13 protein-coding genes and 1 tRNA gene are annotated in these 14,359 nt (G+C 47.2%); 2 read left to right on the top strand and 12 right to left on the bottom strand.

The features are described 5' to 3' along the window. Window positions 1–90 precede the first annotated feature (90 nt). The 12 genes from ACO0K2_RS03945 to ACO0K2_RS03890 all read right to left on the bottom strand — a co-directional run bounded on the left by ACO0K2_RS03945 (window position 91) and on the right by ACO0K2_RS03890 (window position 12,675). Window positions 91–175: transfer RNA gene (locus ACO0K2_RS03945), tRNA-Leu, on the bottom strand. Window positions 176–261: 86 nt separating this feature from the next. After that, window positions 262–621, bottom strand: coding sequence for a preprotein translocase subunit SecG (gene secG / locus ACO0K2_RS03940; RefSeq protein ID WP_423015915.1), 360 nt, complete (start codon window positions 619–621; stop codon window positions 262–264). 56 nt (window positions 622–677) lie between these two features. Beyond that, entirely contained in the window at window positions 678–1,427 is a 750-nt protein-coding gene (gene tpiA, locus ACO0K2_RS03935; protein WP_423015913.1) for a triose-phosphate isomerase, read from the bottom strand. A gap of 132 nt (window positions 1,428–1,559) precedes the next feature. Next, a complete protein-coding gene (locus ACO0K2_RS03930) occupies window positions 1,560–2,540 on the bottom strand; it encodes an NAD(P)H-quinone oxidoreductase (RefSeq protein WP_423015911.1) in 981 nt (326 codons plus the stop codon). 136 nt (window positions 2,541–2,676) lie between these two features. After that, window positions 2,677–4,815, bottom strand: coding sequence for a polyribonucleotide nucleotidyltransferase (pnp, locus tag ACO0K2_RS03925; protein ID WP_423015908.1), 2,139 nt, complete (start codon window positions 4,813–4,815; stop codon window positions 2,677–2,679). Between the two features lie 244 nt (window positions 4,816–5,059). Next, window positions 5,060–5,329 carry a 30S ribosomal protein S15 gene (gene rpsO / locus ACO0K2_RS03920; protein WP_186885114.1) on the bottom strand — a complete coding sequence of 90 codons (270 nt, stop codon included), beginning with the start codon at window positions 5,327–5,329 and terminating at the stop codon, window positions 5,060–5,062. 129 nt (window positions 5,330–5,458) lie between these two features. Further along, entirely contained in the window at window positions 5,459–6,997 is a 1,539-nt protein-coding gene (locus ACO0K2_RS03915) for a 2-isopropylmalate synthase (protein ID WP_423015906.1), read from the bottom strand. A 365-nt stretch (window positions 6,998–7,362) separates the two neighbouring features. Continuing rightward, window positions 7,363–8,229 (bottom strand): CDP-diacylglycerol--serine O-phosphatidyltransferase, encoded by an 867-nt coding sequence (gene pssA, locus ACO0K2_RS03910; RefSeq protein ID WP_423015904.1) that lies wholly within the window; start codon window positions 8,227–8,229, stop codon window positions 7,363–7,365. A gap of 135 nt (window positions 8,230–8,364) precedes the next feature. Next, the gene (locus ACO0K2_RS03905; RefSeq protein WP_423015902.1) at window positions 8,365–9,093 is read right to left on the bottom strand and encodes an SIMPL domain-containing protein; all 729 of its coding nucleotides are present in this window, start codon (window positions 9,091–9,093) and stop codon (window positions 8,365–8,367) included. A gap of 276 nt (window positions 9,094–9,369) precedes the next feature. Then, window positions 9,370–10,386, bottom strand: coding sequence for a ketol-acid reductoisomerase (gene ilvC, locus ACO0K2_RS03900; RefSeq protein ID WP_423015900.1), 1,017 nt, complete (start codon window positions 10,384–10,386; stop codon window positions 9,370–9,372). Window positions 10,387–10,468: 82 nt separating this feature from the next. Continuing rightward, window positions 10,469–10,960: an acetolactate synthase small subunit gene (gene ilvN / locus ACO0K2_RS03895; RefSeq protein ID WP_423015898.1), complete on the bottom strand. Its 492-nt coding sequence runs from the start codon at window positions 10,958–10,960 to the stop codon at window positions 10,469–10,471. Next, on the bottom strand, window positions 10,960–12,675 hold the full coding sequence (locus tag ACO0K2_RS03890) for an acetolactate synthase 3 catalytic subunit (RefSeq protein ID WP_423015896.1): 1,716 nt from the start codon (window positions 12,673–12,675) through the stop codon (window positions 10,960–10,962). The genes ilvN and ACO0K2_RS03890 overlap by 1 nt, the downstream gene beginning before the upstream one ends. 696 nt (window positions 12,676–13,371) lie before the next feature. Between ACO0K2_RS03890 and ACO0K2_RS03885 the strand changes: the two genes are divergently transcribed. Continuing rightward, window positions 13,372–13,944, top strand: coding sequence for an RNA polymerase sigma factor (locus ACO0K2_RS03885; RefSeq protein WP_423015894.1), 573 nt, complete (start codon window positions 13,372–13,374; stop codon window positions 13,942–13,944). Continuing rightward, window positions 13,941–14,357, top strand: coding sequence for a DUF3619 family protein (locus ACO0K2_RS03880; protein ID WP_423015892.1), 417 nt, complete (start codon window positions 13,941–13,943; stop codon window positions 14,355–14,357). Before ACO0K2_RS03885 ends, ACO0K2_RS03880 begins: the two co-directional genes overlap by 4 nt. The last annotated feature ends 2 nt before the right edge of the window (window positions 14,358–14,359 follow it).

The raw sequence follows: 14,359 nt of genomic DNA, 5'->3' as shown, positions 1-14,359 counted from the left end.
CCACATTGAAGCAAACCACACTTTGAAACCATCATCAAAAAATGATTGCTTCCTCGACAAAATCAGAAAAGAAAAACTGACTTATTGCTTTGGTGCCGACGACGAGACTCGAACTCGTACAGCTTTCGCCACTACCCCCTCAAGATAGCGTGTCTACCAATTTCACCACGTCGGCCTAAGCCCAGCATTCTACTATGATTGACCTCATTGTTCAACGCACAATCGAGGAAATTCAAGGTTTTTTTGCTGGGATCATGTAATTTATTTTGGAATCTGGTTTGTTGCAGGCGCAGAAGCGGAAGAAGCAGCTGTTGCAGCGGCATTTGCAGCAGGCACAGTCTTCACAACAGACACATTATCCATCACTCCTGTTGTTGCTTTACGATTTCCCGCATTCACACCTAAAGCAAGTGTTGCTGCAAAAAACAATGCAGCCGCAATACCTGTTGAACGCGATAAAAAATTGGAAGAACCAGTGGCACCAAATAAACTACCGGATGCACCAGATCCAAAGGATGCGCCCATATCAGCACCCTTACCGTGCTGCAAAAGCACAAGACCAATAATTGCCAATGCGGACAACACCTGAACGATTACAACCAGAGTAAAAAAAGTTTGCATTCAAAACACCTAAAAAAGATTAACCCACTTAACCACATCAACACTACATCAACACATTAACAAGCCGAAATAATCGCCAAGAAATCCGCAGCTTTTAACGCAGCACCACCAATCAAACCGCCATCAATATCTTCCATCGCGAGAAGCTCTTTAGCGTTTTCCGGTTTCATACTTCCGCCATACAAAATTCGTACCGCATTGGCCGCCTCAGCACTCTTGATCGCGAGCTGACTTCGCAAAAACGCATGCACGTCCTGTGCCATTTGCGGCGTTGCAGTTTTACCTGTACCAATTGCCCACACAGGTTCGTAAGCAACAACAATCGACCCCATTTGCTCAGCAGTCAGCACATCCATCACTGCCTGCAACTGCGCCGCCACGATCGCGCTTGTCTCACCGCTCTCTCGCTGCTCAAGCGTTTCACCGACACACACGACCGGAATGATATTTTCCGATAATGCCTTCAACGCTTTTTGCGCAACCAACTCACTACTTTCCGCGTGATATGCACGGCGCTCAGAGTGACCAACGATTACATACTTACAACCACTATCGGCCAACATTGATGCAGAGACTTCGCCAGTAAACGCGCCTTTCGCATGCGCCGACACATCTTGCGCACCCCAAGCTACAGTACTTTTTCCAAGTATCTCTGCGCATTGCGCCAGATAGGGCGCCGGAGCACATACCAAAGTTTCGACCGCATTGTCAGCTGGCAGGCCAGCAATAATCTCGGTCAGCAGAGTATGATTGGCAGCAAAACTACCATTCATTTTCCAATTGCCAGCTATCAGAGTACGTCGCATAGTAAGTCTTCAGTTAAATAACCGTCTATTGTATCTTGACGACACATCCACGGTCAAACCAACACCCGTGGATGAAGTGGTAATACCACAATATCATCGTTAAAGCGGAAGAAGCCAGAACACCTCTCAAAATTATTGCAATTGCAACACGATTTTGCCGATATGCGCACCTTGCTCCATTGTCGCATGCGCTGCGGCAGCCTCCGCCAGTGGAAAGACCTGATAAATAACGGGGCGAATTCGCTGAGACTCAAGTAATGGCCACACTTTCTCAAATAACTGCCGAGCAATCGCTGCCTTGAATGCAACACTTCGAGGACGCAAGGTTGAGCCAGTAATCGTGAGACGCCGACGCAATACTTGCGCCAAATCAAGATCTGTCTTCGCGCCACCCAACAAAGCAATGATCGCAATTCGACCATCATCAGCTAAACAATCCACTTCCTGCGGGATATAGCCGCCAGCAACCATATCCAAAATCACGTCAACCCCACGACCACCTGTCAACTCTTTGACGACGGCGGAGAATTGTTCGGTCTTGTAATTAATACCCCTCTCAGCCCCCAACCCTTCGGTTGCACGACACTTCTCCTCCGTGCCAGCGGTCGCAAATACGCGATGCCCTAAGGCACTAGCAATTTGAATGGCCGTCACACCGATCCCAGATGTTCCACCCTGCACAAGCAATGATTCACCCGCAGTCAACCGCGCACGGTCAAAGACATTACTCCACACAGTGAAAAAAGTCTCCGGCAATGAGGCTGCCTCAATCATAGTTAAACCATGTGGAATAGGCAGACATTGCAGCACTGGCGCAACACAGTACTCTGCGTACCCGCCACCCTGAACCAACGCACACACCTTATCACCCACCTGAAAATTTGTACCAGCCAGATCGCCGGAGACAATCTCTCCTGCAACTTCCAAACCTGGCAAATCAGAGGCGCCATGAGGAACAGGGTAAAAACCCATGCGCTGAAGCACATCTGGCCGATTAATTCCTGCAGCGTGAACACGAATCAACAGCTCGCCCTTCCCCGCCTCAGGAATTGGACGCTCAGTTAATTGCAATACGTCAGGACCGCCGTATTTACTGATTTCAATTGCACGCATAACCACTCCGCCAGTAAAGAAAAAGAACATTGTATTCCATAAAAAAAACGTCCGTGTTTTCACACGGACGTTTTAAATCAGCATCAAAGCGCAGAGCTACCAAAACGATGGATTCACTCTTACGCTTGCACGCAAATTACTGCTGCTGTTGTTGCTGTTGCGCTGGCGCCTCACCTTCGGCCACTGCAGCTTTCATCGACAATTTAAAGCGGCCACGATCATCTGTTTCAAGGACCTTAACACGCACTTGCTGACCCTCTTTCAAGTAATCAGCAACTGCATTGACGCGCTCATTCGCGATCTGGCTAATATGCAGCAAACCATCTTTGCCTGGCATGATCTGTACGATCGCACCGAAGTCGAGCAACTTCAGCACAGTACCTTCATAGACCTTGCCAACTTCCACTTCTGCTGTCAACTCTTCGATGCGACGTTTTGCTTCTTGACCTGCAGCTGCATCCACCGAGGCAATCGTCACAACACCTTCATCGCTGATGTCGATTTGCGTACCTGTCTCTTCAGTCAAGGCGCGAATGACTGCACCACCTTTACCGATGACGTCGCGAATTTTTTCAGGATTAATCTTGATCGTGATCAGACGCGGCGCGAAGTCGGACAATTCAGTTTTACCGACAGGAACTGCTTCCTGCATCTTACCCAGAATATGGACGCGGCCCTCTTTAGCCTGAGCTAAAGCGACTTGCATAATTTCTTTCGTAATACCCTGAATCTTGATGTCCATTTGCAATGCAGTAATGCCTTCTGCAGTACCAGCAACTTTAAAGTCCATATCACCTAAGTGATCTTCGTCGCCCAAGATATCTGTCAACACAGCAAATTTGTTGCCATCCTTGATCAAGCCCATTGCGATACCTGCAACGTGTGCTTTCATTGGCACGCCAGCATCCATCAATGCGAGGCAGCCACCACAAACGGATGCCATGGAAGAAGAACCGTTGGACTCTGTGATTTCAGAGACCAAACGAACAGAGTAGCTGAAATCTTCTGGATCTGGCAGTGCTGCTTGCAATGCGCGTTTTGCCAAACGACCGTGACCAATTTCACGACGTTTTGGCGTACCAACACGACCTGTTTCGCCAGTCGCAAATGGAGGCATGTTGTAATGGAGCATGAAGCGATCAGAGTATTCACCCATCAACGCATCAATTTTCTGCTCATCACGTGCTGTACCCAACGTTGCGATCACCAAAGCCTGTGTTTCACCACGTGTGAACAAGGCTGTGCCGTGTGTACGTGGCAGAACGCCAGTACGGATCGTGATTGGACGCACAGTGCGTGTATCGCGACCATCGATACGTGGCTCGCCTTCCAAAATCTGGGAACGAACAATTTTCGCTTCCAGATCAAACAGAATGTTACCCACTTCAGCAGAATCAGGCGCAGCAACACCTGCAGCCGCAGCTTGTTCAGCCAACGCTGCAGAAACACTCGCCGTTGCGGCTTTCAGTTGCTCTGTACGCGCTTGCTTCTCTTTCGTTTGATACGCAGCACGCAATAATGGCTCAGCAACAGCAGTAACAGCTGCGATCAGTGGCTCATTCTTTGGTGCAGGTGCCCATTCAACTTCAGGCTTGCCGCCATCACGAACCAATTCATGAATCGCATCAATCACCGCTTTCATTTGCTCGTGGCCGTAGACGACCGCGCCGAGCATTACTTCTTCAGAAAGTTGTTGCGCTTCGGACTCAACCATCAACACCGCTGTTTCAGTACCTGCAACAACCAGATCCAATTTTGAGGATTTCAATTGTGTTGCTGTTGGATTGAGTACGTATTGACCATCGATATAGCCAACGCGTGCCGCACCCACTGGACCACTGAAAGGAATGCCCGCAACGGAAATCGCAGCAGATGCGCCGATCATTGCGGCGATATCTGGATCGATTTCTGGATTAACAGATAAAACATGCACAATGACTTGCACTTCGTTCAAATATCCCTCTGGGAACAATGGACGAATTGGACGATCGATCAAACGCGATGTCAGTGTTTCTTTTTCTGAAGGACGGCCTTCACGCTTAAAGAAACCGCCAGGAATGCGGCCAGCAGCGTAGGTTTTTTCCATGTAGTCCACGGTCAATGGGAAGAAATCTTGACCTGGCTTTGCATCTTTTTTAGCAACAACAGTTGCCAATACTACTGTATCTTCGATCGATACAACAACTGCGCCAGATGCCTGGCGAGCGATTTCACCTGTTTCCAAGGTGACTTGATGCTGACCGTATTGGAAGGTTTTAGTTACTTTATTAAACACAATGTGTCCTTTCTATTATGCCGACAGATTTTCAGGCGCTGTCGTTCACCTCACCACGAGCAATCTGCAAAGATTGCTTTTCGATCAACTTTCAACATACACATTGAAAGCCAATCAAAACCGGAAGACTGAGAAAATGACGTCAATATACCAGTCAATTTCATACTTCAGATAAGCAAAAAGCCTGCGACAGTCAACTGACGCAGGCTTTTTACTATAAATTGTTTGCCAGATACAGCAAGAATTACTTACGCAAGCCGAGTTTTTCGATCAGAGCGCGGTAGCGATTCAGGTCTTTACCTTTCAGGTAAGACAACAGGCTTTTACGACGGTTAACCATCATAATCAAACCACGACGGGAATGGTGATCTTTACCGTGTGCTTTGAAGTGACCGTTCAGATCGTTGATACGCGCTGTCAACAAAGCAACTTGAACTTCTGGAGAGCCTGTATCATTTTGACCACGGGCGTTGTCCGCTACGATAGCGGCTTTTGCACTTTTTTCAATAGACATAATTTTCCTTTACATGCGATAACAAGAGTCGGCACTGCAGTGACTAGCACTTCCAAACCGTCGATATCGTGAAATAAACCCCGCCGGAATGACGGGACCTACAACTATAACACAAAAGCGCGACAACAATCAAACCTGCGGATTGAGCTTCTCGGATTTGGATTCTAATTTGTTGAGTGCAGACAGGTATGCTTTCGCAGAAGCAACCACGATATCTGGATCAGCACCAACGCCATTCACGATTCGACCAGACTTGGACAATCGCATGGTCACCTCACCCTGAGACTGCGTTCCTGTCGTGATCGCATTCACGGAAAACAGCAACAACTCCGCACCACTTGCCACCTTCGACTCAATCGCATTCACGATCGCATCTACCGGACCGTTACCCGTCCCTTCGCAACTTATTTCTTTGCCTTGATTTGAGAACACGACTTTCGCCTTTGGCAACTCACCTGTTTCAGAGTGCTGCGCCAGCGAAACAAAGTGGAACGCTTCGTTATCATTCGCTTGTTCTTCATCGGATACCAGCGCCAAGATATCCTCGTCAAAGATTTCTGATTTACGATCAGCCAACTCTTTGAAGCGAGCAAATGCCGCATTGACGTCCGCTTCAGATTCCAACGTAATACCTAATTCATCGAGACGTTGTTTAAAGGCGTTGCGACCAGATAACTTACCGAGAACGATCTTGTTTGCGCTCCAGCCGACATCCTCCGCACGCATAATTTCATACGTATCACGCGCCTTCAAAATACCGTCTTGGTGGATACCAGAAGCGTGCGCAAACGCATTCGCCCCCACCACCGCTTTGTTCGGCTGCACAGCGAAACCAGTAATCTGAGAAACCAATTTAGATGCAGGAACGATTTGCGTCGTATCGATACCCAAATCAAGATTGAAGTAGTCTTTCCGAGTGCGAACCGCCATGACGATTTCTTCCAAGGCAGTATTGCCTGCGCGCTCACCAAGACCATTAATCGTACATTCGACCTGACGCGCGCCACCAATCATCACACCAGCCAAAGAATTCGCAACGGCCATTCCTAAATCGTTGTGGCAATGGACTGACCAAATTGCTTTATCAGAGTTCGGAATACGTTCGCGTAAGCTTTTGAGCATATTGCCGTATAACTCTGGTACGCCGTAGCCAACGGTATCTGCAAAATTGATCGTCGTCGCACCTTCTTTGATCACAGCCTCAATTACACGGCACAAGAAATCCATTTCAGAGCGACTACCATCTTCAGGGCTGAACTCCACGTCGTCCGTAAAGTTACGGGCATAGCGAACCGCCTGAATGGCCTGCTCCAATACTTGATCCGGGGACATACGCAATTTCTTCTCCATATGCAACGGCGACGTCGCAATGAAGGTGTGAATACGCTTGCGCTGTGCGGCTTGCAATGCCTCTGCGGCACGAGAAATATCACGATCATTCGCGCGTGACAATGAGCAAATAATCGAATCTTTAATGGTCGCAGAAATCGCTTTGATCGACTCAAAATCACCTGGAGAAGCGGCCGCAAAGCCTGCCTCGATGACATCGACTTTCAAACGTTCGAGCTGTTTGGCGATCCGGATTTTTTCATCCTTGGTCATGGATGCGCCGGGAGACTGTTCGCCGTCGCGCAAGGTTGTATCAAATATGATGAGTTTATCTGCCATGGTGCTCTCCTGAAGATGGTCAAAATCTGAAAATGTCAAAATACAAAATGCTGTTTATTTCTGAATATTCTCTGGCCCACCCTTGCAAAACACACATGGGTAAGGAGACTACTCAAATTGGGGGTATAGGGGATTTAGCGCGTTACCGCACTAGTAGAATTGCAGATACCAGTAGCTCACCAGCGTTGGCGCTGATGTGGAATGCTGGATGTGAGGTAACGTAAGAGTTCATGCCTAAGACTATAAGCGCGAACAAAGAAAAGTGCAAGAATTTATAGCAGGACAAACCCAATTAAATTAGGCTAAAACATAAAAAAGCCACAATGTTTTTGATCATTGTGGCTTTAGTTTAAAAAAACGAAATTTTATTTTTCATCATCGTGTTCATGACTGGTCTGAATGATACTCACTGGACGACCATTTCTCCAGCGCCATAGCAGCACCGTATAACCAGATAAGCCATACAAGACAAACAAACCAAATAACACTTTCGGCGGGTCACTCACAACAATCACATACACCAACAAAATCAACAAGGGTGCAATGAATGGAAAGCTACGCTTCAGATTAAGGTCTTTAAAACTGTAAAACGGGACGTTTGTCACCATTGTCAGACCTGCAAACAAAGTGATACCCCACGTGTACCAATGTAAGTTGACGGGTTGAATCTGCAAGTCATCCATCAGCAGCACGAAACTCGCGATTAAGGCTGCCGCTGCTGGGCTCGGCAAGCCTTGGAAATAACGCTTGTCGACAACAGCAATGTTCGTATTGAAACGCGCCAGACGCAAAGCAGCGCCAGCACAATAAACGAAAGCGCCCAACCAGCCCAATTTCCCCATTCCACGCAATGTCCACTCATAGGCAACCAATGCTGGCGCGGCACCGAAAGAAATCATATCGGACAAACTATCGTACTGTGCCCCAAATTCACTTTGCGTATTGGTCATCCTCGCTACCCGCCCATCGAGGCTGTCTAGGACCATAGCACCAAAAATCGCGACCGCGGCCTTAAGGAACTGTTGGTCCATCGCCATGACAATGGCATAAAATCCGCAAAACAAGGCTGCCGTTGTAAATGCGTTTGGTAGCAGATAAACGCCGCGTCCACGCTGCTTAGCGACCCCAGGCACACTATTGCCGTCAGCGTCAGTTCTTTGCTGTGTTTTACGTACGCCTTTTGGAAAAAGCTTAAAACTACCTTTGGGTTTGCGTGATTTTAAAGATGGCATGCGTTTCTAATTCAGTAATCTGATTCGATAAAAATTGCCCGAGCACGTCGGGCAAAACTTACAATGGAGCCGCTAAGTATAACCCTCTTTGCCTTGATCGAAAACTGACATCTGGCACGCGATGCCCATCAGCGCTTATTTCAGCCTGAGTTTGCCAGCAATGTGAATCGATAAAGTGCTGACACCCGGCTCAAAGCTAGGCACCTCGACTGGACTTGCCTCTACTCGTGCCCGACTCAACATTGGCGCAGCCATCGCTAACGGACGAACCGTCGTACCGGCATTGTCAAAATCGAGTGATTCAATGACGACATCGTCAGGCTTTTTCCCCATCGCATGCGTAATCATCGTCAACTTTTCAATGAAATCCTTATAACCGGCCGCAACCCGTTCAGACTCAAGTTTTGCCACCGCCCCATCAGACAAACCGAAATTGATACCATTGAGCGCCAAAAGCGATTGGGCAGCCGCCGTTGTCGTAGGCAACTGCTTTAAATTTTGCGTCTTTACTTCCAGATATTGCCCCGAACGCCAGCCAATAAGTTGTCGTTTTGCAGGCTGTGCCGCCACTTTCACATCATCGTTATAAACGGGGTAAGTGTAATAACCACGGGTACTCAGCAACGCCTGTGGGTCTTCTTTTTTTATTAACTCCGTACCTGACTTCATTTTTTGATTGACGCGGGATGCGGCTGCGGCTTTATCTTTATCCTGCTCTTCAATAAAGAAAGTGACGATCGCCTGATCGTTATCCGCCTTAATTTCAGCGTTACCTGCAAGCGTAATCACTGTGCCAGAGATACTTTGAGCAAAGACAGGAAGGGAAAACAATAAAGCAGTTGTTACTCCGAGCATTTTTTTCATGATAGCTTTCCTTGTTCAGTCAATGTCATCGACGGATATGTTCGAGCGACGATCCATTGACATGTTCATCGTTGTAAAAAAATATACTGATCTGACCACAGGCACGACGCTAAGTTTCATTCATTGAAAAAAGTTGACATTTAATCACAATTACGATCGACCACTCTCTTCCATCGCGATATTGCCGATTACCGATTGCGAGCAAAAAAAAATCGCCCATCAAGGTGGGCGATTTTTCTGAGGCTAAGCTTTTAATTACTCAAAAGCAATGCAATATTAGTTTTTAGATTGATCAACTAATTTGTTTTTTGCAATCCAAGGCATCATTGCGCGCAGTTTTGCACCGACTTCTTCGATTTGGTGCTCGGCTGTCAGGCGACGGCGAGAAATCAAGGTTGGCGCGCCCGCTTTGTTTTCCAAAATGAAGCTCTTCGCGTATTCACCAGTCTGAATATCTTTCAGGCATTGGCGCATTGCGTCTTTTGTTGCAGCCGTTACTACTTTTGGACCTGTCACGTATTCGCCGTATTCAGCATTGTTAGAGATCGAGTAGTTCATGTTAGCGATACCGCCTTCATAGATCAAATCAACGATCAATTTCAATTCATGCAGACATTCAAAGTAAGCCATCTCTGGCGCGTAACCTGCTTCAACAAGTGTTTCGAAGCCAGCTTTGATCAACTCAACCGCGCCACCGCACAGAACAGCTTGTTCGCCGAACAAATCTGTTTCAGTTTCTTCGCGGAAGTTTGTTTCGATGATACCAGCACGGCCACCGCCGTTTGCCATCGCGTAAGACAACGCGATATCACGTGCAGAACCAGATTTGTCTTGATAAACAGCGATCAGGTGAGGAACGCCGCCACCTTGTGTGTAAGTACCACGCACTGTGTGACCTGGGGCTTTTGGCGCAACCATAATCACGTCTAAATCTGCGCGAGGAACAACTTGACCATAGTGAACATTGAAGCCATGTGCAAATGCCAAGACGGCGCCTTGTTTCGCGTATGGGGCAACGTTTTCTGCATATACCTGAGCGATGTTTTCATCTGGCAGCAAAATCATAATAACGTCAGCCGCTTTTACTGCGTCGTTAACTTCTGCTACTTTCAGACCCGCGCCTTCCGCTTTACTCCAAGAAGCACCACCTTTACGCAATGCGACAGTGACATTGCAACCGGAATCGTTCAAGTTTTGCGCATGGGCGTGACCTTGCGAACCATAACCGATGATGGCAACGTTTTTACCTTTGATTAAGGAGAGATCACAATCTTTATCGTAGAAAACTTTCATTTTGTATCCTGTTTAATTTATTAATTTATTCAATTTAAAATCTGACGATGCGTTTCATTGTTGGCGCGCCCGCCGGTTGCTACTAGACCTTCAGAATGCGCTCACCACGTCCAATACCAGAACCACCCGTACGAACCGTTTCTAGAATCGACGTACGATCAATGGAATCGATAAAGGCATCGAGTTTCCCTTTATTGCCGGTAAGTTCGATCGTGTAGGTTTTTTCGGTGACATCGATGATACGTCCACGGAAAATATCCGCCGTACGCTTCATCTCTTCGCGCTCTTTGCCCACCGCACGCACTTTGATCAGCATGAGCTCACGTTCAATGTGTGCACCTTCTGTCAAATCAACGACTTTCACAACTTCGATCAAACGATTTAGATGTTTTGTAATCTGTTCGATGACATCATCCGACCCACTGGTGACGATCGTCATACGCGACAAAGTAGCATCCTCTGTCGGTGCGACAGTCAGTGTTTCGATGTTGTAACCACGAGCAGAAAACAAACCAACAACGCGGGACAAAGCGCCAGCTTCATTCTCAAGGAGTATGGAAATAATATGTCTCATCACAGATCCTCCGAACCAAGAAGCATTTCAGTCAGACCTTTGCCTGCTTTCACCATTGGCCAAACATTTTCTGTTTGGTCGGTAATGAAGTTCATAAATACGAGCCGGTCTTTCATTGCAAACGCTTCACGTACCGCGCCATCAACGTCAGCAGGATTTTCAATCTTCATGCCAACGTGGCCATAGGCTTCTACCAGCTTCGTAAAGTCTGGTAAAGAATCCATGTATGACTCAGAGTAACGAGAACCATAATCAATCTGCTGCCACTGCCTTACCATACCGAGGAAGCGGTTATTGAGCAAAATGATTTTTGGTGTGAGGTGATACTGCTTACAGGTAGCAAGCTCCTGAATACACATCTGAATCGACGCTTCACCTGTAATACAAGCAACGGTTGCATCAGGATTTGCCATCTGAACACCCATAGCATACGGCAAACCAACACCCATGGTGCCCAAGCCGCCTGAATTAATCCAGCGACGTGGTTTGTCGAATCCGTAGTATTGCGCCGCCCACATTTGATGCTGACCCACGTCCGAAGTAATGAAGGCATCGCCTTTCGTCACTTCCCAGACCTTTTGGACCACTGACTGTGGCTTAATCACTTCATTAGAAGTAGGATATTTGAGGCAGTCGCGACTACGCCATTCTTCGATCTGCTTCCACCACGCCGAAAGCGCTTTTGGATCTGGACGCGTTTCGACAGCGCTCAGTTGTGACAGCATCTCAACGAGAACATCTTTCACATTGCCAACGATAGGAATGTCAACTTTAACGCGCTTGGAGATCGATGAAGGATCGATATCAATATGAATGATTTTGCGTGGATGCGAAGCAAAATGTTTTGGATTCCCGATCACTCGGTCATCAAAACGCGCACCAATCGCGATCAATACATCGCAATGCTGCATGGCCATGTTGGCTTCATACGTGCCGTGCATCCCTGGCATACCAACGAACTTTTTGTCGCTAGCACGATAGGCACCCAACCCCATTAAGGTATTAGTGCACGGAAAGCCCAACTCATCGACCAGTTTGTTCAACTCTGGTGCTGCGTGCGCAAGAATCACGCCGCCGCCAGTGTAGATCATTGGACGTTCTGCTTGCAGCAACAACTGAACTGCTTTGCGAATCTGACCTGCGTGACCTTTGTCGACGGGTTTGTACGACCGCATTTCCACTTCTTTAGGATAGTGGTAGGTCGTTTTATGCATGCTGATATCTTTGGGAATATCAACCAGCACAGGCCCAGGACGACCGGTAGTCGCAATAAAAAACGCTTTCTTAACCGTCTCAGCTAAATCACGCACATCTTTCACGAGAAAGTTGTGTTTGACACAAGGACGGGTAATACCTACGGTGTCACACTCTTGGAAAGCATCCTGGCCAATAACGGCACTAGGAACCTGCCCAGAGATCACCACCATAGGAATGGAATCCATATACGCCGTTGCCAACCCAGTTACCGCATTGGTCACACCAGGACCGGAGGTAACAAGAGCAACGCCGACTTTATTGGAGGAACGAGAATAAGCATCTGCAGCATGGATCGCGGCCTGTTCGTGGCGCACGAGAATATGCTGAAACTTATCTTGATTGAAAATAGCATCGTAGATATAGAGTACGGCACCGCCCGGATATCCGAACACGTGCTCAACACCCTCTTCGGCAAGACACTTGACCAGTATCTCTGCGCCTGTAAATTCTGAACTCATTATAGTTGTCCTTTCAAGGTCCATAGGAAATTGATCGGATGCTCTTTCCTGGCGAAATCGACATGCAAACCCGGAAAGCTGAAATCCCTTTTTGTGCAGTCACACTTCCCTTTACATTTCCGTTGGAGATGGTTCCAGGACGTGCTTGAGGCACTCGTTCAATCAGTGGTAAGGCTTTGCAACGACAGACTTCTCACGCTTGTGGCATGGGTCAGAACAAACAGCTTCATTTAAAGCGCACTTGCTGGCAAAAACATTGTGGGTTAATCCAAACAAGCAGTTGGTGCTCCGAGATTTTGGAGCGGACTCATACGGTAATGCGTTGCAGCATTTTGGTCAAGTGAATTTCTTAATAAAAATGCTTTTCTCTCCTTGAAATCTTTTAACGAATACAAAAAATAAGACACAATGTGCTATTTTTGCTAGCATGTGCGCAATTTTAAAAACATGTGCACGGTTTTTAGCCTCAAACGTTTTCAGAACTGAATTCAGGCTTGTATGAGCAAAAAGTAACGTCGGCATCAAACATAACTCATTCCATTGTGCAGACCATCAACCACCTTGTTTTTTGTTCAAGCCAGCCAGAGTTTTAAAATTAGGCGTGTTTGTTTGCCATTAAATTACCTATAAGCAACAGCAAACAACATGGCATGCCAAATCCAGAATTGCAGAGCAACCCTATGAATATTGCCAACAATGGCTACTGATAAAGAATTAGCAAGTTTCCTCGAAAGTGTTGAGCGCCGTGCATTCAAGCACGCGCTGTACACGGTAAGGAACGAAGAATCCGCTCTGGATATTGTCCAAGAAGCAATGATTAAGATTTCTGAGAAATATGGTGATAAGCCAGCGAATGAGCTGCCTATGTTATTTCAGAGGATTTTACAAAATACTATTCTTGATTTTTTCCGTAGAGAAAAAGTAAGAAACACGTGGGTGAGTCTGTTTTCGAGTATTACCCCGAATAACAACCAAGATGATGACAATTTCGATCTCTTAGAGAGTTATGCGGCTGAAGAAGGGACTGAAGCAGCAGAATCAACCGCAGACAAGCTTGAACGCGAAGAAGTATTGAATATCATTGACGAAGAAATAAAAAAACTCCCAGCACGTCAACGGGAAGCGTTCCTCATGCGTTATTGGGAAGACATGGATGTGGCAGAAACCGCCGAGGCGATGGGTTGTTCGGAGGGAAGTGTCAAAACACATTGCTCCAGAGCAACTCACGCACTGGCCACGTCGCTTAAGGCAAAAGGAATACAGCTATGAACTACTCAAAAGAATTGCAAGATCTCGACTTTGCTTACAAAGTTCGGCGGGCATTAAACGAATCGGCCGAAGGGTTGCCTGCGCCGACGTTAGATCGCTTGGCGCAAGCCAGAAAAGCGGCGCTCGCGAGAAAAAAACCAGATGCTGGCGCAAAAGTGCATGTTTTCAGTGGCGTGTTGGCGGGTACAAATGGTTTCTCGTTCTCTGGGCCATCCAATTGGCTGGGTCGACTCGGTATCATTATTCCATTGCTGGCATTAGTCGCTGGCCTTGCCGGTATTTACCAGCATGAAAAAGAACAGCGCATCACCGAATTGGCCGATATCGATACAGCCGTATTAGTCGACGAGTTGCCACCAGCAGCTTACGTTGATACTGGCTTTACCGCTTATTTGAACAAAGCGGAGGAATAAGC

Source organism: Undibacterium sp. MH2W (assembly GCF_049340215.1).
GTDB lineage: Bacteria > Pseudomonadota > Gammaproteobacteria > Burkholderiales > Burkholderiaceae_D > Undibacterium.
Note: the sequence above shows the minus strand (reverse complement) of the source record. Positions and strands in the feature narration are given on the sequence as shown.